The sequence below is a fragment of the Streptomyces sp. NPDC002787 genome, assembly GCF_053592095.1.
In genome coordinates this window covers 204,156-225,822 of sequence record NZ_JBSFVC010000003.1, presented here as the reverse complement: position 1 = coordinate 225,822, position 21,667 = coordinate 204,156, and the positions used below count along the sequence as shown (strand labels likewise).

The following is a 21,667-nucleotide window of genomic DNA, read 5'->3' as shown; positions in this document are numbered from 1 at the left end:
CCTTCAGTGCCCGCTGGTCGGCTGGTACGTCGCCGACTTCACGGGCATCTCGACCGTGATGGCCTTGGACTTGGTGAAGTTCAACCGCAGAGACACCGTCTCGCCTTCCTTCGGCGTGCGCTTCAGGTTCTCGAACATCAGGTGGTTTCCGCCGCTCTTGAGTACGAGTTCACCGTCGGCGGGGACCTCCAGGCCCGCGACCTCCTGCATCGACTGCCCGGTCGTCTCGTGGACGCTGACGTCCTGGGCGAGGTCGCTGGTGACGGAGGTCAGCTCGTCCGCCGTACCGCCGTCGTTCTCGATGACGAGGAAACCGGCGGCCATGGAGTCCGTGACGGGCTGCGGCATGTAGGCGGACTTCACGGAGAGCTTCGCTGCGGAGGAGGAAGAGGCGGAGGAGGAATCGGAGGAACCGCACCCGGCGACGGCGAGGACGAGGGCGAGCGCGGCGGCGGTGGTCAGGACGGGCCCGGCGAGTGGTCTCACGGCTTCTCGCCCTTGAGCAGCTTCGGCAGGTCCTTCTCGTAGTCCTGCACGCTCGCGCCCTCGCCGTACAGCACATAGCCCTCGTCGGTCTTCGGCGAGAAGGCGATGACCTGGGTGCCGTGCTCGGAGACGGTCTTGCCGTTCTTGTCCTTGGTCGGCGGGGCGATGGAGATGCCGAGGGTGCGAGCGCCGGCCTGGATCTCGTCGAAGTCGCCGGTCAGGCCGACGATCTCGGGATCGATGCCCTTGAGCCACTTGCCGAGTTCCGCCGAGGTGTCGCGCTCCGGGTCGGTGGTGACGAAGACGAGGCGGAGGTTCGCCAGCTCCGACTTCGACAGCTTCTTCGACACCTCCTTCTTGGCGACCGCGAGGTTGTTCATGGTCAGCGGGCAGACGTCGGGGCAGTTGGTGTAGCCGAAGTAGATCAGCGTCGGCTTGCCCTCGGTCTCCTTGCGGAGGTCGTACGACTTGCCGTTCGTGTCGGTGAGGACCAGGTCCGGCTTGGTGAACGGCTGGTCGAGGACCGTGGCGGCCTTGCGCGGGCCGGTGTCGGAGACCTCCGCGACCGACGTCGTGGAGCTGTCGCCGGTGCCGCAGGCGGAGAGGGTGAGGACGGCCGCGACGAGCAGGGTGCCGGCCGCGAACGTCTTCTTCTTCGTGTTCGTGCGCATAGAGAAATGTCCCAGATGTTCGAGCCCCGGCGCGCACGGGGGCGTACACCGCCGCGGACAGCCAGCGTGTACGGGCCGCGTGCGCGCCGAGGGGAGAGAAAGGCTAGGAGCCCCGGGCTCAGGCGTTCGTGCGCCGGCGGCCGGCCAGGACGCCGTACGCCACGCCGGCGGCGCCGATGACGATGCCGACGACGCCGAGGACGCGGGCGGTGGTGTCGCTGCTGTCGGCGGGGGCGGCGGTCTCGTTCGATGCCGCCTTGGCGTCCTCGGCGTCCTTGGCGTCTTCCGACTCGTCGGAGGCGGTGGAGGCGCCGGACGAGCCGTGGTGGTCGTCGGACGCGGCGGACAGCGCGAGCACGGGCGCCGGGTAGTCGGGCTCGTCCTGGCCCTCCTGCGGGACCTCGATCCAGCGGACGACCTCCTTGTTGGAGTACGTCTGCAGGGCCTTGAAGACCAGCTCGTCGGTGTTCTCGGGGAGCTGTCCGATGGAGACCGGGAACTTCTGGAAGAAGCCCTCCTCGATGCCCTTGCCGCTGGCGGTCCAGGTGATCTTGGAGACGGCCTCGTCGATCTGCTCGCCGTGCAGTTCGACCGGCTTGTCGAGCTTGGCCTTGGTGACCTCGACCTTCCAGCCGGGGATGGCCTCCGGCTGGGCCGAGGCGAGCGGGTGGTCCGTCGGGAAGTTCACCTCGAGCTTGGTCGTCGTGGCGTCGTCGCGCTCGTTGGGGACCTTGAAGTTGACGGTCGCGTACCCGCCCTTGGCCGCCGTGCCCTCCGCCGCGACGGTGACGTGCGCGAACGCGGGGCCGGACAGGAGGAAGACGGCCGAACCGGCGAGGGCGCCGACGGCGGCGATACGAGAAGCCTTCATGACTGGTGACACTCCACAGTGAGTGAGGGAGAAGAGAGGAAACAGGGGCAGCGCGCGCACGCCGGAGCCGGCAGCCGAGGCCGAGGTCCGGGCCGGAGCCGGGACCCGAGCCGAGAACCGGAACCGAGAACCGGAAACCGGAAACCGAGAACCGAAGCCGGAAACCGGGACCAGAACTGGAACAAGAGGCGGAACCGGAACGGCTGCGCGCGCCTCGTCGCCTTGCGACGGCGTCCTCTCCCAGGGGGCGTGCAGAGGGCATGCAGAGGTCGTGCAGGGGTGTGGATGCGCGTCGTGTCAGGCGGCGAGGCCGAAGGCGGGGGCGGCGGGCGGCGGGCCGCGCCGGATCAGCGTGTGCTGGAGGGCGGCCGTCCGCAGGGTCGCGGGCGCCGCGTACACGGCTCGCTGGGCGCGCGACGCGGTCTCCGGCGCACTCGGCAGCCCGGACCGCAGTGCCCGCGCCAATGCGAGCGCCCCGCGCAGGGACCGTACGAGCGGCTCCTGGGCGGACAGCCGGACGAGGCGCAGCAGCGCCAGGTCGCCGTGGCGGAGCACCCAGCCGGCGGCGACGGCCGCGAGGACATGGCCGAGCAGCATGGGCAGGGACGGGAGCACGGCGGCGGAGGAGCCCGCCGCCGTCGTCATGGCGTCCGCCGGGTGGTGCGTGGCGTGCGCGCCGCCGACCCCGGCCTCGACGAGGATCCGCCGGGCCTGCGCGGGGCTCAGGGCCGCCGCGGTCACGCCGCACACGAAGCCGGCGGCGCGCTCGACGAGCGCCGCGTCCATGGCCTCGGCGGCCCGCGATGTGGCCGCCGTCCCGTGCTGGCCGAGCCCGAACAGGGTGTGCAGCACGGTCTGGCCCACCGCCAGCATCGCCGCGATGCCCGGCAGCGAGCGTTCCCGTCCGGCCAGCGCGGTCGCGACGGCGAAGGCGCCGACGAACCCGACGCCCAGGCTCCACAGCGGGACCGTCGCGCACGAGGCGAGCGCGTGCCCGGCTCCGGCCAGCACGACGCAGACCGCGGCGAAGACCGCGGCCCGCGGAATCCGGAGACCGTCTCCGGCGCGCGACCGGCGCGGGTGGGGGGCTTTCATGGCGGGCTCATCATCGCACCGGGGCGCTCCGCTGGGTTCGGCGGGTTCACAACGGGAGGTACGGGGAGCAGGGGACCGGTGTTCAGGTGGGCGTTCGGGCGTGACAGGGCGTGAGGGGTGTGGTGCGTGAGGCGGGTGCGCGACGGGTGTGGCTTTGTCGCATGGTTCCCCGCGCCCCTGAAACGCGTCCGCATACACCGATTGTGAGGTGGACGCATCCGCCGTATGGGCGGAGAGAAGGCTTCCAGGTGATTGCGTACCGCCCTCGGCGGCAATACGTAACGGTATGTCGAGCCGCGGCCGGGAGGCTGGAGCATGAGCATCTGGTGGTCACTCCATTTGCGGCGTGAGGCTGCGAGCGTTCCGCTCGCCCGGCGGCTGCTGATCGGCACGATGGAGACGGCGGGCGTCGACCCGGACGTCTCCTACGACCTCTCGATCGCCCTCAGCGAGGCCTGTGCGAACGCCGTTGAGCACGGCGGCGCGATCGCGGCGGGCGGCACCTCCGAGGCATACCGGGTCACCGCCTACCTCGACGGCGAGAAGTGCCGTATCGAGGTCGCCGACTCGGGCCCCGGATTCCCCCACCGCCATCCGGTCCGCCCGGCCCACTCCGACGACGAGAACGGCCGCGGCCTCTGCCTCATCCGTGAACTGGCCGACCACGTCCACATCGGCAACAAACCGGGCCGGGGCGGCGCGATCGTCAGCTTCGACAAGATTCTGAAGTGGCGCGAGGACGCACCTTTGGTGGCGGTGTAGCCCCACCGGGGCCCGCCACGGCGTGCCCGGACCCGCCACGCCTCACCCCCGACCTGTCCTGACCCGACCCGCACGCGGTCTGGGCCGGGTGGCCCTCCGGCTGCATACTGGCCGGATGGGGGAGTTGGCGACCAGCACGGGCATCCGCCGGTGAGGGGGATCGAGCCGACGGCCGGCACGATGTCACGAAACACGGCCGTCATGGCCCGTGCGATGCGGCAGGGCGCGGTTCCGCGGAACGCGGCGCCACAGCGTGTGGCTCCACGGCTCGTGATCCGGCAGTGCGTGATTCCACGACGTACGACGCCGTCATGCCGTACGACGACGTCATGCCGTACGACGGAGTCATCTCATACGCCGACGCCGACGCCGACGCCGACGCCGACGCCGACGCCGACGCCGAAGCTCACGCCCACACCCCCGTCATGCCGTACGAGGACGGCGTCCCGTACGGCGACGGCCTGCCCCATGACGGGGCCGTGCCACCGCACACCACCCCGCCCCGAGCCACCGTCGGCCCACGTGCCCTCGGCACTCGTGGGCGTGGCCTCCCCCGGTGTCTCCCACCGAAGCCGAACGCGGTGCGAAGCCCATGCCCGCCGCGGTGGTTGACGACCGGCGGAGGCGGGGATCGGCGGGACACATGGGCGGGACGGGACGACAGGGGATGGCGATGCAAGGAATCGTGCGTACGTCGGACGGGCGGCGGTTGGCGGTCCAGGACAGCGGACCTCAGACCGGCCGACCGGTGTTCCTGCTGCACGGCACTCCCGGCAGCCGCTTCGGTCCCGCGCCGCGTGAGCGGGTGCTCTACCACCTGGGCGTCCGGCTGATCGCCTTCGACCGCCCGGGCTACGGGGACTCGGACCGGTTGCCGGGCCGCACGGTGAGCGCGGTGGCCGCTGACGTGGCGCGCATCGCGGACGCGCTCGGTATCGGCCGCTTCGCGGTGGTCGGCCGCTCGGGCGGCGCCCCACACGCGCTGGCGTGTGCCGCGCTGCTGCCGGAACGTACGACACGGGTGGCCGCGCTGGTCAGCCTCGCTCCGCGGGACGCGCTGGGGCTCGACTGGTTCGAGGGGATGACCGAGTCGAACGTGCGCGAGTACGTCAACGCGTCGATCGGCCGGAACCGAGTCACTGCGACCCTGGGCCTCCGCTCGTTGTCGATCCTCGCCGATCCGGCCCGTTCGGTCGCCGAGATGACCAGCAGCCTGCCCGAGTCCGACCGGTGGATCGTCGCGGACGCCGGGATCCAGGACATGCTCGAGCGCAATTTCATCGAGGGGCTGCGTAGTTCGGCGGACGGCTGGGTGGACGACGTCATGGCGTTAAGCACGGGTTGGGGTTTCGACCTGAGCCGTATCACCACTCCGGTGTTGCTCTGGCACGGCGAGGACGACATCTTCGCCCCCGTGGAGCACACCCGATGGCTGGGCCGGAACATCCCGGGCGCCCGGGTCGAGGTCGAACCGGGCGCCGCGCACTTCGGGGCACTGCGTGTGATGACGCGTGTGCTGAACTGGGGCGTCAGATAGCCGTGGCGGTCAGCAGGGGCTGCGGCCGGCTGAGCGTCACAGCTGCTGCGGTTCCAGGTCCCTGCCCACCCGCCGCCAGGCGCGCACCGACTCGGTGACGGGATGCGCGTCGCCCAGCACCTGGGACAGTTGTGCCTCCGCCTCCTCCTGGAGCCGTATGGCCTCCTGCTGACGTCCCAACTCCCGCAGGGTCATCGCGAGATTCCCGGTGCTGACCAGCACGTCGGGGTGGTCCGTGCCGAACCGTTGGCGCAGGCCCTCCAAGGCCTGTCGCTCCGCCTGCTCGGCCAGGTCGTTCATGCCCAGGTCGCTGTGGGCGTTCGCGAGGTTGAGGCCGGCGCACAGGACGGCCGGGTGGGCATCCCCGAGGTCCGTCGCGAGCGCGTCGCGGGCCCGTTCGCTGAGCTCGGCTGCCTTCTCCGGCTCCCCGAGAGCCCGGTGATAGATGGACAGGTTGTTCATGCAGTACATGACGAACGGATGCTCGGCGCCGAAGGAGTTTTTGTAGCCCTCCAGTATCTCGTTGACCAGGATCACTGCCCGCCCGGCGCCGTTCACGGGATCCGTGGCGAAGTAGTCCGCAGCGAGGTTGAGCCCGCATGCCAAGGCCTCGGGGATGGTGCTGCCGTAGCGGTCGCGGTAGCGCGCGTACGTCTCCCAGGCGCCCTCGGTAAGCCGCAGGGCCTCGGGGAGGTGACCCGCTTTGCGCAGGGAGACGGCAAGACTCTTGTCGACGCGCAACACCTCCGGCACGTCAGGGTTGAGCACCTGCTTGTAGCTCTCGCGCACCTCGCGCAAGATCTCGATCGAGCCCGTGTAGTCGCCCAGTTCGCGCAGGTCGCGGGCGTGGTGTCCCTTGGTGATCAGGGTGTAGGGATGCAGTGGGCCGAGGAGGGCGGCGCGGCGGCGCACGGTGTCCTCGTCGAGCCTGCGGGCGGCCTGGCTGTTGCCGGCCAGCCGGTAGTCGATCGCGAGGTTGTTGGCGGCGGACAGCGTACGTGGGTGATCCTCGCCGAATATCTCGCGGAAGCCCCGGTAGATCCGCTCGTCCAGTTGCAGGGCTTCCTTGAAGCGGCCCAGGGCCCTGAGGTCGGCGGCGAGGCTTCCGGAGGTGATGAGAATGCTGGGGTGGCCCTCACCGAGCAACTGGCGCTGGCTGGCCAGGGTCTTCTCGTCCAGGTCGCGGGCGGACTGGTGCTGGCCCTGCGAGCGGAGCACGTTGGCCAGCTCGAAGCGGAGGTTGAGGATCTGCTCGTCGTTGGCGTCCGGGAACTCGGTGGTCCAGAACTCGTCGAGCTGGGTGGCCAGGGTCCGGGCGGCGTGCAGCTCACCGCGCTTCCACAGGTAGCGGACGCGGTCGACCATGAGCTGCCGTGGCTGCTCCTCCGCGCACTCCCGGATGTTCGAAGGAGTCAGATGTGGCCAGATCACCTCGTACCCGGCCCACTGGGCGGGATCGTCCACGGCGCCCTCGGGCGGCCGGGCCGCGGCGAGGATGCGGTGCACCTCGTGGATCGTGTCCTCGTGCTTCTGCGCGGCCATGCTGTCGCGCACCGCCGCCTGCACCAGTCGGTGCACCTGGATCGAGTTGTCGGTCGAGTCGACCTTGGCCAGCGCGAAGCGGTTCAGCGCCTGGGTGACCCGGCCGAGCATGTAACGGGCGCGGAGGTCCTTGTCGTACGGGAGCAGTGCGCTGATCATCGCGTCGCTTCCGATCAGCCCCATCGAGATCGGTTCTGCCGCGAAGAAGCTGCACAGTTCGAGCAGCCGGGCCGCGGCCGGGGATTCCTCGCGCAAACGCCTGATCGAAATGTTCCAGGTGGCGCCGACGGAAGAGGGGTACTCCACGGCCTCCACCGCTTCCTTCACGGAGAGCACCTGGGTGGACTGCTCGCGCAGCTGCTGGATGTAGTCCTCGACCGGCGTGGCCGTCGCCTCCAGCCAGGCCGCCGCCACCTCGATGGCCAGCGGCAGGTCGCCCACGGCGTCGGCTACTCGGTCAGCGTCCCCGGAATTCTCCTCGTTCAGCCCGGGCACCCGGCGGCACAGGTGCTCGACGCTCTCCTCGCGGGTGAAGACCTCCACCTGCAGTGGCTGGACCCGGGGCGAGGTGGGCCTGGCGCGGGTGGTGACCAGGAGATGGCCGTAGACATTGTCGTCGACAGGCGCGGTCTGCTCCGGGAACAGCTCCAGCGCCTTGTCCAGATCCTCGACGTTGTCGAAGATCAACAGCCAGCGGTCGTACTGTTCCCCGCTCCTGAGGGCTTGGATGGCGGCCTGAGCCGCCTCCCCGACGTCGTCTCCACCGCCGACGCCGAGGTGCTGGGCGAGCGCGGCCAGTTTCGGCGGCACCAGCTCCGGCTGCTCGGCGTCCACCCACCACACCACGTCGTAGTCCGCCATGAAGCGGTGGGCGTATTCGCGGGCGAGCTGCGTCTTGCCCACCCCTCCGAGGCCGTGCAGCACCTGGGGGAGACGCTGTCCTGGGCGACCGCTGGCCAGTTGCTCACGCAACCGGTCCAGGATGGTGGAACGGCCGGTGAACCAGCGATATCGGGTGGGGATGTTGGAGATCCGCCTACCGATGCTGGGAAAGCGCAGGCCGCGAGTGCTCGGGGAAACCGTCGAGACGGCGTCCGCGCGATCGAGGCCGGTCAGCAGCGCGCTGTACGCCTGCGATTCGTCGAGCCCCTTCAGATCGATGACGCCCCGGCTGGCGTACGGAAGGCTGAGCTGCACGTCGTCGACACGGATGGCCACCGGTTGCTGCCGCTTCTCCGATCCGCCCGAGTGCACCGCCGCCTCCCATGCCGCCCGTGCACGCCGGGAATCGACGAAGCTCGGCGAGAGCACGGCGAGCACCCGGTGCGCCTGGCCGGGCACGGCTTCGGCACCGATCTCTGCCGTCAGCATCGACTGCACGTTCTTGGGCACCACCTCGAAACCGGACCCGCGCAGTACCGACTCCAACCAGTCCACCCACATCCGGTCCTCGGACACGTAGTAGAGCGTCAGCTGGGACAGCGGAACAGGCCGCTGCCGGGTGTACGCGCTCTTGTACTGGGCCCGCTTCGCCTCGCTGATCGGCGGCAGCTTGGTGACCCGCTCCTCCGTGATGACCGAGGTGAGCCGCTCGCAGGCGCTCAGCATGGAGTTGGCGGACTTCGGCGGATCGCCGAACGCCGCGAGGATCTCCTCGTAGGCGTAGTACGGCTGGTACAGGATCTCCGTGGATGCCCAGTAGTCGGCCAGCTGTTCGGAGTTCAGGCCGGCCGGCAGTCCGGAGAAGCGTTCTTTGGCGCGTGCGCGACCGGCGTCGAGCTTGTCCTTCTCACCGAGGTCGATCCGCATGGCGACGGGCAGGATACGGATGCCCTTGTCACCGTGCAGTTCCTTGATGTCCTGGGCGACGGAGGCGGCACCCTCGATGCTCTGTTCGCTGAGGGTGTAGCAGACGACCAGGGTGTTGGGCATCTGGACGGTGCAGATGTCCGCGAGGTCGCTGAGACCGGTGCGGCTGTCGATCAGGGTGAAGTCGTAGTAGCGCTGCATGTCGGCGCGCATCGCGTCGAAGAACTGGCCGCCGCCGTAGCTCGCGTAGAAGCGGTCCCAGTCCATGTTGCCCACGATGGGATAGTCCCGGTGCCTCTTCCCGGCGGACAGGAAGTCCAGGCTTCCGCCGTCCGGGAAGGCCCAGTCGAGGGAGAGGGCGTGCGGCCGGACCCTGGCGTAGCTGCGGTGCCAGTCCGACGCCCGGTCGGGCAGATTGCGCAGGGCCTCACGGCGGTAGTCGTCTATGAGGTTGATCAGCCCCGGTGTGCCGCGCAGTAACTGGGCATCCAGAAAGGGATGGAAGAACTTGTGCAGGCCCGGTGCCTCCAGGTCCCAGTCGACGGCCAGCACACGATGGCCGTTCGCGGCCAGGATCCACGCCACATTGGCGAGTGCCATGGTCCGTCCGGTACCACCCTTGTACGAGTAGAACGTGATCACGGTGCCATTGCGGCTTTGTGCCATGTTTCTGCCTTCCGCCCTGTCGGCCTCTTTCGGCCTCGCTCGTCGCGCGCCTTTCGGTGGTCGTGCAAGGTGGTGCTGCCGGGGACCCTCACCCGGGTTCCGCTAGCCCAGGTCGGGCCCCTTCAGCCGTGGAGGCTTGATCGGTGGTCCCTCCGGTGGATAGGTCTCGACGTGTTCCCAGTAGTAGAAGACGGCCGAGGCGACGGCCCGCTGCAACTCATTGCCGAAGGCGTCTAGGTCGCGGATGCTGCCGTTGGCCGCGCAGTGACCGGCGCCGTCCGCCATCCGCGGGATCAGCGTCCGGTACGTGCGCTCTTCGAGCTCCTGCTCCTTCTCGGCGGGCACGATGTCGTTCCGGTGCCGCGGGATCATGACGCTGACCCACGGGCGGTGCTCCCCACACAGCTTGCCCATGAGTTCCTTGCCCTTGGTGGATTCCAGCGCCCACCGGTCGAGCAGCATCAGTCCGGGCGCCTGGGGCTTCTCCTGGCGGAGCATACGGGTGTTGTCGTCGAGGGCTCCGACGTTCACCTTGTAGTCCATGGTGCGCACGAGGTCGGCCGCGTGGTCGCCGAGCGGCAGGGTGGACTCGGGGTGGTAGGGGTTCCAGTCGTGCGGCCGGTCCCCGTAGTAGTCCGGCTTGCGGCCCTGTGGCAGGTCCGACCGGGTGCAGGCGAGCACCGATATGTCGAACTCCGCTGGATGCTCCGCCGATCCGAACGCGGTCGGCAACGACTCGTAGTCCTTGGAGTACCTGCCCTCCTCCAGCGCTGCCTCGTTGGCCACCCGCACGATCTGCTTGGCCAGCCGGTAGACGGCGCGTTCGTACTCGTCACGGAGGTAGCGCAGTTTCGTCAGCCCGTAGAGGCCCTCGTCCGCGTAGTCCTGCCCGAAGGTGGCGTGGTTGAACTGCAGGTCCCTTGCCACCTGGGGCATTTGAGCGGGCTCCACGGGCACCCATAACGCCGGGATGATCGCGCTCTCCCGGGCCACGCCGCCGCGGGCCCGATGGTTCACCTGGCGCTGGGAGAAGGCCCACCACTCCCGGCCGCACTGCGCGCTGCGGAAATAGCGAGGTGAGTACAACGGTACGAACACCTTGCAGCGTGCGAGGTTCACCGACAGTTCGTCGGTCCACCGGGTGCCGACCTGTATCCCCTGGTCCAGAAAACCGACCTTGGCCCCCTTGGGCAGGTCGGTCAGCTCCATGATGTGCTCGCACAGCCCGTCGAACAGCTTCTTCACCCACACGATGGGGTCGGCGCCGCTCGAATCGTGATTCGGCGTGTGCGCGTAGCTGAGGAAGAAGTACGGACTGCTCCCTTCTCTGCCCAGACTGGCTCCTTGCACGTATGCCCCCCGACGCTGCGTGACTGGGCCCCTAGTGTAGGAAGGCACAAGTCCTGTTCGGAACAGGACGAACACACCCGACTCGGCGTCATGTTCGCCCGGTGAGGCCGTACGGTGCCGAACGATCAGCGCTTGGTACGCCGCTCGATGTCCCGTTGAACGGTGACGATCGCGGCGCGCACGACTTCGATCGCGGAGCCCTGCTGACGGCACGGGCCGAGGATCACCTCCGCTGTCTCCTCCGCAGCCAGCTTCCGTGCATAGCCGTCGGGCAGCACGGTTTCCTGATACGCCTCCATGGCGGCCGCAACGATCCCGAAGGGGATGTCGAGGAAGCGCTGCTCGGCCTGCTTGATACGGCTGAGCAACTTGTCCAGTTCGGTTAGGGCGGCCTTCGTCGCCGAGACGGCCGCCAACGCGTCGAGGATGACAACCACGTCGTCCAGCAGGGCGTAATCCGACTCGATCCTGCTTCGAAGCGCGCTCCCAGGAGGCGCCCACTCGACTTAGGTGTCGAGAGGTCTTCCGTGTGCCGGTTGCGTGCAGACCTCAGCCCCCGGGACGGGGGCTGAGGTCTGCACGGCGTCAGCGCATCTGCCAGGCCAATCGGTGCTCCTCAGCCACGCGTCTGGCTTCTCCGAGAGCATCCGCTCCGACGTCGGCTGCCATCGTCCCCCGCACGGTCTCCCGCATCCCCGCCACGAACCGCTCCCCGGCCGGCGTCAACGCACCTGACGCCGCCAGGGTCTCCACCGCATCCGCTGTCTGGTCCCGCCAGCGCGAGAACTGGACCTCGGCGGCGCGGGCGTCGTCGCCGACGGCAGACCGGCGGCGGGCGAACCAGAAGTCGATGACCGCGAGATGCGCGTACGTGCCCTGCAGCAATCCCTCAAGAGGGCGTGGGTCAGGACGCCATGGCGCATAGAACAGTCGCTCGCAGGACGGGTCGTAAAGATCTGTCAGGTCGAGCACAGCCCCGAGCTTGACGTGCTGGAACTCGTGGACGAGCAACAGCGCGAGGGCCTCGGCAGTGGCCGGCCGGGCGATGGCGACCGCCCCGAAGGCGTCTCGGGCGGCCGAGCTGATGTCGGTGCCCTCGGGAGCGGGAGTGAGAGGCGTGACCAAGCGGAGCCCGGCCGCGATTCCGGGGGCATACTGCGGCAGCTCGCGGCGGATCCACGACCACGCAGCGGCCAGGTCGGCCCGCCATGCCTCGGCCTCCCCCTCGGTGAGCCGGGGGTGCGCCGGGTGTCCATGGCAGTCCCGCCAGGGGTCGGTGTCCTCCAGGGCGACGGCCCAGCCGTCCAGCTCGAACCGTCGGGCCCCCTGCCAGGCCGGGTTTTTGGCGCCCTTCCAGGACAGCCTGTACGTCTCCCCGCCCGCGCGGACCGCGAAGCCGTCGTCATCCGTGCGCACCTCGGCCCGCTCACAGGCGTCTCCCACCGTGAGTGCGCCGAGCGTCGGCAGCCGCAGCAACCCGTCGTGCACGGGGACGACGACCGCCTCCTCATGACCGGCGCGCAGCGCCGCTGCCGCGGCGATCTCCGCCATACCGCGCATGGCGGTCTCGGCCGCCTCCGCATCGCCTTGCAGGGATCGCAGAGCCCACGGCCGTACGTAGGGATGGGACAGGACCCGGTCCACGAACTCCGGCGCCGCGCTGTCGAGGACAGTCAGTGTCTCCCAGGCGGCCTCACCCAGAGGGGTGTGTGGTGTCTCGTGCCAGACGAGGCCCAACAGTTCGCGCCCTAGGGCGAGTTGATGGCGAGCCAGCAGGTCCGTGGTGACGGTGGAGCCGAGGCCGACGGCGAGTTCCGCGAGGTGGTGGTCGGCGAGCGCGGGCTGGTCGGACTGGTCGGACATGTGACGGTCCCGGATGTCGGTGATGAGGCGCAGCAGGTCGGAGCAGTACACGGACGGGTTCAGGAACCCGCTGCCGGTCTTGTACCTGTGGGCGTAGAGGCCACCGCCGCAGGAGCGTACGACCGGACAGGCCCTGCACTGCTCGGACAGCCCTTCGAGTCCCTGCTGCCGAGCCACGAGACCTGGATGCGCGGCCACCTCGTCGAGCGAGTTGGCGATGACATCCATGCCGGTGACGGGAGCGCCGTCGTAGGCGGTCTTCAGCGAGTCGGCCTGCTCGAACGTGCCGTCGGTCTCGATCACCGCGAGGTCGGCCGGAGCCAGCCCCAGCGACTCGGTCAGGCTGCTGTCGCCGCGCAGGGTGCGCAGCACTGAGTCGAAGACGCGTACCTCCATGGGGCGGCTGTCCGCGACCCAGCGGTCATGGACCGCCAGCAGCCAGCGCGCGTACGCCGTGCCGGCGGTGTCGTCCGCCGGGCGCGGCGGGGGCTCGTCCCATGTGGCGTGGGGCAGCAGGAAGTCGACGCGAGGCGGAGCGAGTTCGGCGAGCGCGTCGTAGACCGCGACGGGGTCGTTGCGTACGTCGATCGTGCACAGGATGCCCGCGAAGAGGTGGCGGTAGCGCGGTTGATTGAGAAGGGCAATGCCCCGGAGGACACGATCGTGGCTGCTGCGTCCGTTGGCGTAGCGGCGATGCAGGTCGTTCGCGGCTTTGTCGCCGTCCAACGAGACGCCGACCTTGATGTCGAACTCGGCGAACAGGTCCAGGAACCGCTCATCGAGGGTGACGGCATTCGTGTGGATCCGCAGATCCAGGGCGCAGACACCGCTGAGCGCGTTGCTCAGCTCCTCGGCCGCCCTGCGCAGCCGGGCCCGTCCGGCCAGGAGCGGTTCACCACCGTGCAGGACGACATGGACGATGTCCAGGCCATGGGTCGTGGCATGTTCGGCGATACGTTCTGCCGTGGCCCGGAGGACGTCGTTGGACGTCACGATGGGCCGACCGCGCCAACTTTGGTCCGCATGTTCGAACACGTAGCAGTGGTCACATGCCAGATCGCAGCGGCTGTGCATTTTGAGCACGAATTGGCGTAAGGGGTGGGGTGGTCGGCCCATGGGTGTCATGAGGGTGCTGGTGGTCCTAGGGTCAGACGGAGGAGTTGAAGGCCGCGACAGCGACCCTGCCCGGCCCCCGCCGCTCGACACCGTTGGAAACGGCACGAGTAAGCGCGGGCGACAACGCACCGTTACTCTGAGCAGCCAAGCGCACCAGGGAAATCCGCTCCGGGCCGACGGCGGTCGGCTTTCCCGGCTCTTCGGCCGCGATGTCGAGGGATGCGTTCATTCGGACCTCATCTATCTGTCAACCTTCAGCGCCTGTCGGCACGGAAAGTGGCTTAGACCTTGCGGTTTACTGAAGCACTGGTCGGCTGGGGCTGCCTGCTGACGAGCCTGCTGAGTCCGCGGAAACGCTGAAGTGGCCGACACGGCAAGCGGGGCATCAGGCCCAGTCGAGCCACTGATTGCGAGCAGACCATAGCCCCCCTAGCTTGGTCCCCACGCCGTGCCCCACCGGCCCATTGGCAAATAAACGTGAGACAGGTCACGCTGCCGGGTGAGCGATCAGATCTCTCGGCGCTGTCAAAGCCGAGGCCACCGCACTGGACCTCGCTCAACCTCGCGCTTCCCGACGATCCTTGCAGGCGTGACGGGCCAGGAGCTTTTTGCCAAGTATTTACCTAATTCGAGTCGATGTGCCGGCAACTCATACTGCAAATAGCGTAGTTGGGCCTCCCGAGGCAGAGGGAGTGAACCGGGTGAGGGTCGCGCTTCCACGCGCCAAGGCGTGCGCGCCCGCGCATGTGGGTGCTCCCGAAGCCCTGCCTGAACCGGATTCGAGCCCACTTCAACCTGGCTCAGCCACTCGGGGGAAGCCTTCTGGTTTCATGACCGTCCGTAACGCCCGAGTCGGCTGCTTGCGGACAGGGACGCCCCGTCCGCCGCCGTGGTTCCGGCCGCCGGGCGGAGCCGCTTCGGCCTTCTCGGCACTCGCAGCCCCCTCACAGCCGCGCCCCAGCCCCCTGACGGACGGCCTCCCTAACTTCACCGCCGTGACGGGAAACCAGGGGGGTGCGTGCGTTCTGGCGGGTGCGGGTGCGGGTGCGGGTGGTGTGTGGTTGCTCGCGCAGTTCCCCGCGCCCCTGAAAAGCCCGGGGCTGCGCCCTGGGCTTTTCAGGGCCGTACGGCCGTTGTCTTCAGGCCCGCGAACCCTTCAACGAGGCCATCCACAGCTCGACCTCATCGGAGCGGCGCGGCAACCCGGCGCTGAGGTTGCGGTTGCCGTCTGCCGTCACCAGGATGTCGTCCTCGATGCGGACACCGATGCCCCGGTACTCCTCCGGGACGGTGAGGTCGTCGGCCTGGAAGTAGAGGCCGGGCTCCACCGTCAGGACCATCCCCGGCTCCAGCGTCCCGTCGACGTACGACTCGACCCGCGCGGCGGCGCAGTCGTGGACGTCCATGCCGAGCATGTGCCCGGTGCCGTGGAGGGTCCACCGGCGCTGGAGGCCCAGCTCCAGGACCCGCTCCACCGGGCCCTCGACGAGCCCCCACTCGACCAGCCGTTCGGCCAGTACGTGCTGCGCGGCGTCATGGAAGTCGCGGTACTTGCCGCCCGGCCGTACGGCGGCGATACCGGCCTCCTGGGCGTCGTACACGGCGTCGTAGATCTTCTTCTGGATCTCGCTGAACGTGCCGTTGATCGGCAGCGTGCGCGTGACGTCGGCGGTGTAGTACGTGTGCGTCTCCACGCCCGCGTCCAGCAGGAGCAGGTCGCCGGAGCGGACCGGGCCGTCGTTGCGGACCCAGTGCAGCGTGGTCGCGTGCGGGCCGGCGGCGCAGATGGAGCCGTAGCCGACGTCGTTGCCCTCGACCCGGGCCCGAAGGAAGAACGTTCCCTCGATATAGCGCTCCGAGGTGGCCTCGGCCTTGTCCAGCACGCGGACGACGTCCTCGAAGCCGCGCACGGTCGAGTCGACCGCCTTCTGCAACTCGCCGATCTCGAACTCGTCCTTGACCAGCCGCGCCTCGGAGAGGAAGCCTCGCAGCTCCTCGTCGCGCTCGGCGGTGACCTTGTCGGTGAGCGCCGCCTCGATGCCGGCGTCGTACCCGCGTACGACCCGGACCGGGCCGGTGGCCTCGCGCAGCTTGTCGGCGAGTTCGCGCACATCGGCGGCCGGGATGCCGTACAGCTTCTCCGACTCGGTCAGCGAGTGCCGGCGGCCGACCCACAGCTCGCCCTGGCCGGAGAGCCAGAACTCGCCGTTCTCCCGGTCGGAGCGCGGCAGCAGGTAGATCGTCGCGTCGTGGCCCTGGCCCGAGGGCTCCAGGACCAGGACCCCGTCCTCGGTCTGGTTGCCGGTGAGGTACGCGTACTCGACCGATGCCCGGAAGGGGTACTCGGTGTCGTTCGAGCGGGTCTTCAGGTTGCCCGAGGGGATCACCAGGCGCTCGCCCGGGAAGCGCGCGGAGAGCGCGGCGCGGCGGGCGGCGGTCTCGGCGGCCTGGGGGATCGGCTCCAGGCCGTGCAGCTCGGTGTCGGCCCAGCCCGACTTCATGTTCTCGGCCAGCTCGTCGGACACGCCCGGGTACAGGCCGTTCTTGCGCTGCTTGATCGGCTCCTCGGCTTCGGTCGCCTCGGTCTCCGGGATCGCCGGTTCGAGCTCGTCCGCCACGGTCATCCTCCTAGGTACGGCACTGGACCCCGCCCATCGTACGGTCGTGCCCAAGAGCGCCCAGGTGCCGAAGCGCCTTTCACCGCTGGTCACCGAGCCCTTACGGCAAGCAGCCGCGAGGGTTTCCGATCTCCTGACGCGCGGCAGCCGGGAGTTGCCGGGCTCTGGTGCGCGGCAGCCGTGAGGCTCCGCCCTTGGTGTGCGGCAGCCCTGAGTCCGGGGCCCCTGACGTGCGGCGACCGCGTCCCCCCGGCACCCGGCGCCCGGCAGTCGGCAAGCGGCAACCGGCAGTCGGCCACCGGCAGCCGGTATCTACTCGAACCGCGCCGCCAGCAGCACCACGTCCTCCGTGCCGCCGGTCTCGTCGAGGCCGTTCGGCAGGACGGTGCGCAGGATGTGGTCGGCGAGGGCGCCGGGGTCGGTGCGCAGGGCCCGGGGGACGCAGGCCGCGGCCGCGTGGAGGCGGGCGAAGGCGCGGTCGACCGTCTCGCCGGTGCGCTGGAGGAGGCCGTCGGTGTAGAGCAAAACGGTTTCTCCTGGTCCGGCGGTCAGCTCGACACTGGGCGCCTCCCAGCAGGCGAGCATGCCGAGCGGCGCGGACAGGGACGTCTCCACGTACTCCGTGCGCCGCTCGCCGATCACCAGCGGTGGACTGTGCCCGGCCCCGGCCAGGGTGAGCTTGCGCAGCGCGGGCTCGACGTAGGCGAAGAGCGCGGTGGCGGAGCGGGCCGGTTCGGTGAGCCGGAGGAGTAGTTCGAGGTCGGAGAGGACGGCGACGGGGTCCTCGCCCTCCATCACGGCGTACGCCCGCAGGGAGGCTCTCAGCCGGCCCATCGCGGCGACCGCGCTGGGCCCCGACCCGGTGACCGAGCCGACCGCGAGGCCGAGCGCGGCGTCCGGCAGCGGCAGCGCGTCGTACCAGTCGCCGCCGCCGCGCGGTCCGGTGCGGTGCCGGGCGGCGAGCTGGACGCCGGCGACGCGGGGCAGCCGGGAGGGGAGCAGTTCCTCGGCGATGGTGTTCATGGAGGCGCGGGTGCGCTCGACCTCGACGAGCCGCGTCAGGTGCTCGGCGGCGTACCGCGTGTACAGCCCGACGAGGTGCCGCTGCCGCTCGACCGGCTCCGCGGGCTCGTCGTACAGCCAGACGGCGGCGCCGAGCCGGCCGGCGGCCTCGGTGGACAGGGGAAGCGCGTAGCTCGCCGCGTAGCCGAGGCGGGCGGCGACCTCGCGGTGGCGGGGGTCGAGTCCGTCCTCGGCGAACAGGTCGGGCTGGGCGATCTCGCCGTCACCGCCCGGCAGTCCGTCGAGGATGCGGCCGTACGCCAGGGAGCTGCGCGGCACGGTCTCGATGTGCCCGAGGTCGGCGCGGCCGAGGCCGAGACCGATGGTGGTGTCCGGCCCGAGTCCGTCGCCCGGTTCCAGGACGACGAGACCGCGGCGGGCGCCGACGAGGGAGGCTCCGGCGTGCAGGGCTTCCTGCAGGGCGCTGTCGAGCGAGTCCGTGCGGGCCAGACGTTCGGTGAGTTCGTGCAGCGTCGTGAGGTCCGAGACCCAGCCCGCGAGTCTGTCCTGGAGAACGGCGCCGGGAGCGGCGCCCGGTCCTGTGGCGGGAGTGGCCGATGGGGAGTCGGGGGCGGCGGGCGCGGGCGCGACAGTGTGTGCGGGGGAGGGAACCGTTGAATCGATTCCAGCCACTTTCGGAGGGTGAGGGGCGTTCATGGTGTCCGGCTTTCCGACCGGTGCGTATTGCTCAAAAGCATCGCAAACCCCCATGTCATTCTGCGCCGCTAGCAGTGTCTCCACATGTACACGCACTCGTGAGGGGATGTCCAGCATTGTCCTGCTGGGATATCTGGTGTCCGTGAGGTGCTGTTGGACTCCCGTCCCCTTCTTGTCCAGTCCTTTGGAAAAAGGAAAGTTGGCTTAAAAGTGTTGTGGTGAACGGTGTATTGAGGTCGACTGGCCTTGTTCAACAGAGCGTCACAGCGGTCGTGATGGGTACGTACTCGGTGAAGACCAGGGGCGGCGTGAGCCGCCCGGAACCTGGCGACGGAACCGGGCGTCCTATCCACCGACGACCGAGCCCCATCCTCCCGTGGCGGAGGCGGCGAGCACATGCGTGACAGCAAAACGCCAGGCGCCGCCACCCCTACGCCATGCCCATGCTTTTGACAGACGCAAGTCGACGCAAGCGATGGACGCGGACGTAACCGAGCTCGGCTCTCAAGGGTTCCCCTTGTCCGCGACAGGGGTGTGATGCGCCAGCAGGTACGCACAGTGAAGTGAACGACACATGTTGTGATGTGACCCACGGTGTTGCCATGCGTGCAACGGAAAGGACGAGCGCTCATGCGCGAGATTCCCGGAAGGCGACGCAGGCTCCTGTCCAAGCGCAACGGCGGGAGGCCAGAGCTTCTTGAGCAGGCCCTGACGTTCGCGACGGAATGGCAGTGGCCCGTGCTCCCGGGTGTGGCGCCGGATCCGCAGGGGCGCGCCCGCTGCGGCTGCCCGGACCCGGAGTGCGTGGTTCCCGGCGCTCACCCCTTCGACCCCGGCCTGCTCGCCGCCACGACGGACGAGCGCATGGTCCGCTGGTGGTGGACCAACCGGCCGACCGCGCCGATCGTGCTCGCCACCGGAGGCACCGCTCCCTGTGCGGTGAGCCTGCCGGCGCTCGCCGCCTCGCGTGCCCTCGCCGCGCTCGACCGCACCGGGATGCGCCTCGGCCCCGTGGTCGCGGCACCGCACCGCTGGGCGATCCTCGTCGCGCCGTACTCCATGGAACAGTTGGGCGAGCTGCTCTACGCCAAGGACTTCGTCCCCGGCTCCCTCCGCTTCCACGGCGAGGGCGGCTATCTGGCACTGCCCCCCTCCGAGACCGGTCACGGCTCGATCCGCTGGGAGCGCGCGCCGCTGCCCGGTTCGGCCGCGCCCTGGGTGCCCGACGTCGAGGCGGTCGTGGACGCGGTCGTCGACGCCCTCACTCGTACGGGTGTGAGCGCACCCGAGTTCTGAGCCCGCCCGGCGCGCGTGGGGCCGGGCGCCCCCGGTCGGTCGTTATCTTCCGCACATGCAGCGTCTTCCCGGGGGCCATGGCGCCCCGTCGCCGCGCGGCCGCCACTGCGCTCCCCCGTCCCGGAGCCACCGAGCACCCGAGTCGGCGGGGGGCGGGCCGGATCCACGCCGACTGCGCCTCGCGGGACTGACCGCCGCGGTGGCGGTCGCGCTGGGCCTGCCCCTCGTCGCGTCCGCCGGTCCGCTCGACGACGTACGTACGTCCGAACGCGCCCTCACCTCCGAGTCCGCTCTCACCTCCAGGCCTGCCCTCACCTCTGAGTCCGCTCTCACCTCCGAGCTCGACCGGGCCGCCGGGCGTGTCGGTGATGCCGCCGGACTCGGAGCCGGAAGCGGAAGTGGCACCTCCGGCCGTGGGGATGGCTCCGGTGAGGGCGCCGAGGACTCTTCCGGGCGCCTCGATCCCAAGGCGGGCGGGGCGAACGAGGAGACGGCGGACGGGGGCGGTGATGACGCGGCGGACGTGGGCGGTACCCCGGACGACGCCGAGCGCCCGTCGGGCAGGCCGCTCGGTGTGGGACTCGCCACTGCTGCCCGCTGCGGCCCCGAGCTCACCTCCCCCGACGGCATCGAGGCGCAGACCTGTGTCCTCACGCAGGGTGAGGAAACCTGGGCCCGCACGTACTACCGCAACGCGACCGGGCGGGAGCTGAGTGCGGTCCTCAGCATGATGGCGCCCGGTGGGCGCACCGTACGCATGCACTGCGCCGTGGGCGCGCACGACGAGCCGGGGGTGTGCGAGACGCCGAGGGAGCGTACGCGGGGCGGGGCGGAGGCGTACACGGCCGTGGTGGAGTTCGCGGCACCCGACGGCAGTGGACCGCTGTTGCTGCGCTCAGGGAGCAACTCGGGCCGCTCGTAAGGCAGTTGACGCCGACGCGGGTTCCGTACAGCACGGACGCTCCGGAACGCGGGCATGAAAAGACCCGGTTGCTGGCGACGGGGGATGCACCAGCAACCGGGCTAATGGAACCGTAACAAGAGATCGGCGCTTCGCAAATTCGATCTCGGCTATTCGGACACGAATTTGCCTGTCACGTAGGGGAGTTGTGACAGGAGTCACCACATTTCGAACGCACTCGATCAGCCGACCGTCCGGTCGGCCCGAGAACGTACGTCAGCTGAGCGTGACCTGCCGGTTGGTGAGTCCGCCGCGCGCCCGGCGCTCCTCCGGGGTGAGCGGAGACTCGTCCGTCAGGGCGGCGGCGAGCCGCTCGGCGAACTCGGCCGCCGGCTTCTCGATGTCGTCCGCGCCGACCCCGCTGGGGAGGTCCCAGACCGGCACCGTGAGGCCGTGAGCACGGAAGGATCCCACCAGGCGCGTGCCCTCGCCGAGGCTGGAGCGCCCCGCCGCGTGCAGCCGCGCGAGAGCGTCCAGAAGCCGCTCCTCCGCGTGCGGCATGACCCAGCGCAGGTGGTTCTTCTCGGGGGTCTCGCACCAGTACGCCGAGTCGACGCCCGCGAGCTTCACGGTCGGGATGGCCGCGGAGTTGGCGCGCTCCAGGGAGGCGGTGACCTCCGGAGTCGTGCTCTCCGTGTCCGGTACCCAGAACTCGAAGCCGGAGTGCACAACTGGCTCGAAGTCACCTTCGGGGTCGAGCAGGTCCTGCAGGCGCGGGCCGTCGGCCGGGGCGCGCCGGCCCTGCACCGGAGTGCCCGGCTCGGCGACGAGGGCACGCTGGAGGGTGTCGGCGAGGTCGCGGCTGATGTCGCCGGACGACGTGTCGTTCTGCAGGCCGAGCAGCACCGTGCCGTCGTCGCGACGCAGCGCGGGCCACGCCATCGGCAGGACGGTGGCGAGCGTGACCGAGGGGACGCCCTCGGGCAGCGCGTCCTTCAGCTTCAGCTCGACGGTGGCGGCGGGCACCAGCTCGCGCAGCGCGACCCAGTCGCACTCGCCCGGCAGACCCTCGAAGGGACGGTGCACCAGCTCGGTCACCGCCTGGGCGGCGGCCCGGCCGTGACAGGCCTTGTAGCGGCGGCCGCTGCCGCAGGGGCATTGCTCGCGCGCGCCGACAACCGGGACCTGCCCATCGGCGCCTGCGGCGCCGACTCCGCCGGTGCCCTGCGGGCGCTTGGCCTTCGTGTGGGGTCGCTTCTTGGCCATCGTGGGTGTCTCCCGATCACGGCTCGTCTCGTACTTGCGCGAGCCTAGCCGCTCGTACGACGCCCGACGGGACCCTGTGGGCAACGCACCGAGTCGTCC

General features: G+C 69.9%; 16 protein-coding genes. 4 read left to right on the top strand and 12 right to left on the bottom strand.

The annotated features are described in order from the left end of the window. Nucleotides 1-3 precede the first annotated feature (3 nt). The 4 genes from ACWD26_RS05110 to ACWD26_RS05095 form a co-directional block, all read right to left on the bottom strand. Nucleotides 4-486 carry a copper chaperone PCu(A)C gene (locus ACWD26_RS05110; RefSeq protein ID WP_451266317.1) on the bottom strand — a complete coding sequence of 161 codons (483 nt, stop codon included), beginning with the start codon at nt 484-486 and terminating at the stop codon, nt 4-6. Further along, on the bottom strand, nt 483-1,157 hold the full coding sequence (locus tag ACWD26_RS05105; protein ID WP_451266315.1) for an SCO family protein: 675 nt from the start codon (nt 1,155-1,157) through the stop codon (nt 483-485). The genes ACWD26_RS05110 and ACWD26_RS05105 overlap by 4 nt, the downstream gene beginning before the upstream one ends. A gap of 118 nt (nt 1,158-1,275) precedes the next feature. Next, nucleotides 1,276-2,028, bottom strand: coding sequence for a YcnI family copper-binding membrane protein (locus ACWD26_RS05100; RefSeq protein WP_451266313.1), 753 nt, complete (start codon nt 2,026-2,028; stop codon nt 1,276-1,278). A 297-nt stretch (nt 2,029-2,325) separates the two neighbouring features. Next, nucleotides 2,326-3,123, bottom strand: a complete 798-nt coding sequence (locus ACWD26_RS05095; RefSeq protein WP_451266311.1) for a hypothetical protein — start codon at nt 3,121-3,123, stop codon at nt 2,326-2,328. 315 nt (nt 3,124-3,438) lie between these two features. On the opposite strand from ACWD26_RS05095, the gene ACWD26_RS05090 reads away from it, so the two are divergent. Together ACWD26_RS05090 and ACWD26_RS05085 are read left to right on the top strand one after the other, a co-directional pair. Continuing rightward, nucleotides 3,439-3,885 (top strand): ATP-binding protein, encoded by a 447-nt coding sequence (locus ACWD26_RS05090; protein ID WP_451266309.1) that lies wholly within the window; start codon nt 3,439-3,441, stop codon nt 3,883-3,885. Nucleotides 3,886-4,558: 673 nt separating this feature from the next. Further along, the gene (locus ACWD26_RS05085) at nt 4,559-5,422 is read left to right on the top strand and encodes an alpha/beta fold hydrolase (protein ID WP_451266644.1); all 864 of its coding nucleotides are present in this window, start codon (nt 4,559-4,561) and stop codon (nt 5,420-5,422) included. A 36-nt stretch (nt 5,423-5,458) separates the two neighbouring features. Here the strand turns inward: ACWD26_RS05085 and fxsT are convergent, their stop codons facing one another. From fxsT to ACWD26_RS05050, 7 genes are all read right to left on the bottom strand, one after another. After that, nucleotides 5,459-9,439 (bottom strand): FxSxx-COOH system tetratricopeptide repeat protein, encoded by a 3,981-nt coding sequence (gene fxsT / locus ACWD26_RS05080; protein WP_451266307.1) that lies wholly within the window; start codon nt 9,437-9,439, stop codon nt 5,459-5,461. A gap of 102 nt (nt 9,440-9,541) precedes the next feature. Next, nucleotides 9,542-10,789 (bottom strand): TIR-like protein FxsC, encoded by a 1,248-nt coding sequence (locus ACWD26_RS05075; protein ID WP_451266305.1) that lies wholly within the window; start codon nt 10,787-10,789, stop codon nt 9,542-9,544. A 125-nt stretch (nt 10,790-10,914) separates the two neighbouring features. Further along, nucleotides 10,915-11,226 (bottom strand): hypothetical protein, encoded by a 312-nt coding sequence (locus ACWD26_RS05070; protein WP_451266303.1) that lies wholly within the window; start codon nt 11,224-11,226, stop codon nt 10,915-10,917. A gap of 148 nt (nt 11,227-11,374) precedes the next feature. After that, the gene (locus tag ACWD26_RS05065) at nt 11,375-13,777 is read right to left on the bottom strand and encodes an FxsB family cyclophane-forming radical SAM/SPASM peptide maturase (RefSeq protein WP_451266301.1); all 2,403 of its coding nucleotides are present in this window, start codon (nt 13,775-13,777) and stop codon (nt 11,375-11,377) included. A 22-nt stretch (nt 13,778-13,799) separates the two neighbouring features. Then, a complete protein-coding gene (gene fxsA / locus ACWD26_RS05060) occupies nt 13,800-13,997 on the bottom strand; it encodes an FxSxx-COOH cyclophane-containing RiPP peptide (RefSeq protein WP_451266299.1) in 198 nt (65 codons plus the stop codon). 910 nt (nt 13,998-14,907) lie between these two features. Continuing rightward, a complete protein-coding gene (locus tag ACWD26_RS05055; RefSeq protein WP_451266297.1) occupies nt 14,908-16,392 on the bottom strand; it encodes an aminopeptidase P family protein in 1,485 nt (494 codons plus the stop codon). Nucleotides 16,393-16,698: 306 nt separating this feature from the next. After that, nucleotides 16,699-18,222, bottom strand: a complete 1,524-nt coding sequence (locus tag ACWD26_RS05050) for a PP2C family protein-serine/threonine phosphatase (protein ID WP_451266295.1) — start codon at nt 18,220-18,222, stop codon at nt 16,699-16,701. A gap of 513 nt (nt 18,223-18,735) precedes the next feature. Between ACWD26_RS05050 and ACWD26_RS05045 the strand changes: the two genes are divergently transcribed. Together ACWD26_RS05045 and ACWD26_RS05040 are read left to right on the top strand one after the other, a co-directional pair. Then, the gene (locus ACWD26_RS05045) at nt 18,736-19,401 is read left to right on the top strand and encodes a bifunctional DNA primase/polymerase (protein ID WP_451266293.1); all 666 of its coding nucleotides are present in this window, start codon (nt 18,736-18,738) and stop codon (nt 19,399-19,401) included. A 55-nt stretch (nt 19,402-19,456) separates the two neighbouring features. Continuing rightward, complete coding sequence (locus ACWD26_RS05040; protein ID WP_451266291.1) at nt 19,457-20,323, top strand: hypothetical protein; 867 nt, start codon at nt 19,457-19,459, stop codon at nt 20,321-20,323. Nucleotides 20,324-20,578: 255 nt separating this feature from the next. Here the strand turns inward: ACWD26_RS05040 and ACWD26_RS05035 are convergent, their stop codons facing one another. Further along, nucleotides 20,579-21,568 carry a DUF5926 family protein gene (locus ACWD26_RS05035; protein ID WP_451266289.1) on the bottom strand — a complete coding sequence of 330 codons (990 nt, stop codon included), beginning with the start codon at nt 21,566-21,568 and terminating at the stop codon, nt 20,579-20,581. Between the last annotated feature and the right edge of the window lie 99 nt (nt 21,569-21,667).

Bases quoted from the DNA above. Each gene is read 5' to 3' on its own strand.
- ACWD26_RS05105 (WP_451266315.1), bottom strand. From the start codon at position 1,157: ATGCGCACGAACACGAAGAAGAAGACGTTCGCGGCCGGCACCCTGCTC.
- ACWD26_RS05100 (WP_451266313.1), bottom strand. From the start codon at position 2,028: ATGAAGGCTTCTCGTATCGCCGCCGTCGGCGCCCTCGCCGGTTCGGCC.
- ACWD26_RS05095 (WP_451266311.1), bottom strand. From the start codon at position 3,123: ATGAAAGCCCCCCACCCGCGCCGGTCGCGCGCCGGAGACGGTCTCCGG.
- ACWD26_RS05090 (WP_451266309.1), top strand. From the start codon at position 3,439: ATGAGCATCTGGTGGTCACTCCATTTGCGGCGTGAGGCTGCGAGCGTT.
- ACWD26_RS05085 (WP_451266644.1), top strand. From the start codon at position 4,559: ATGCAAGGAATCGTGCGTACGTCGGACGGGCGGCGGTTGGCGGTCCAG.
- fxsT (WP_451266307.1), bottom strand. From the start codon at position 9,439: ATGGCACAAAGCCGCAATGGCACCGTGATCACGTTCTACTCGTACAAG.
- ACWD26_RS05065 (WP_451266301.1), bottom strand. From the start codon at position 13,777: ATGACACCCATGGGCCGACCACCCCACCCCTTACGCCAATTCGTGCTC.
- fxsA (WP_451266299.1), bottom strand. From the start codon at position 13,997: ATGAACGCATCCCTCGACATCGCGGCCGAAGAGCCGGGAAAGCCGACC.
- ACWD26_RS05055 (WP_451266297.1), bottom strand. From the start codon at position 16,392: ATGACCGTGGCGGACGAGCTCGAACCGGCGATCCCGGAGACCGAGGCG.
- ACWD26_RS05050 (WP_451266295.1), bottom strand. From the start codon at position 18,222: ATGCTGGACATCCCCTCACGAGTGCGTGTACATGTGGAGACACTGCTA.
- ACWD26_RS05045 (WP_451266293.1), top strand. From the start codon at position 18,736: ATGCGCGAGATTCCCGGAAGGCGACGCAGGCTCCTGTCCAAGCGCAAC.
- ACWD26_RS05040 (WP_451266291.1), top strand. From the start codon at position 19,457: ATGCAGCGTCTTCCCGGGGGCCATGGCGCCCCGTCGCCGCGCGGCCGC.
- ACWD26_RS05035 (WP_451266289.1), bottom strand. From the start codon at position 21,568: ATGGCCAAGAAGCGACCCCACACGAAGGCCAAGCGCCCGCAGGGCACC.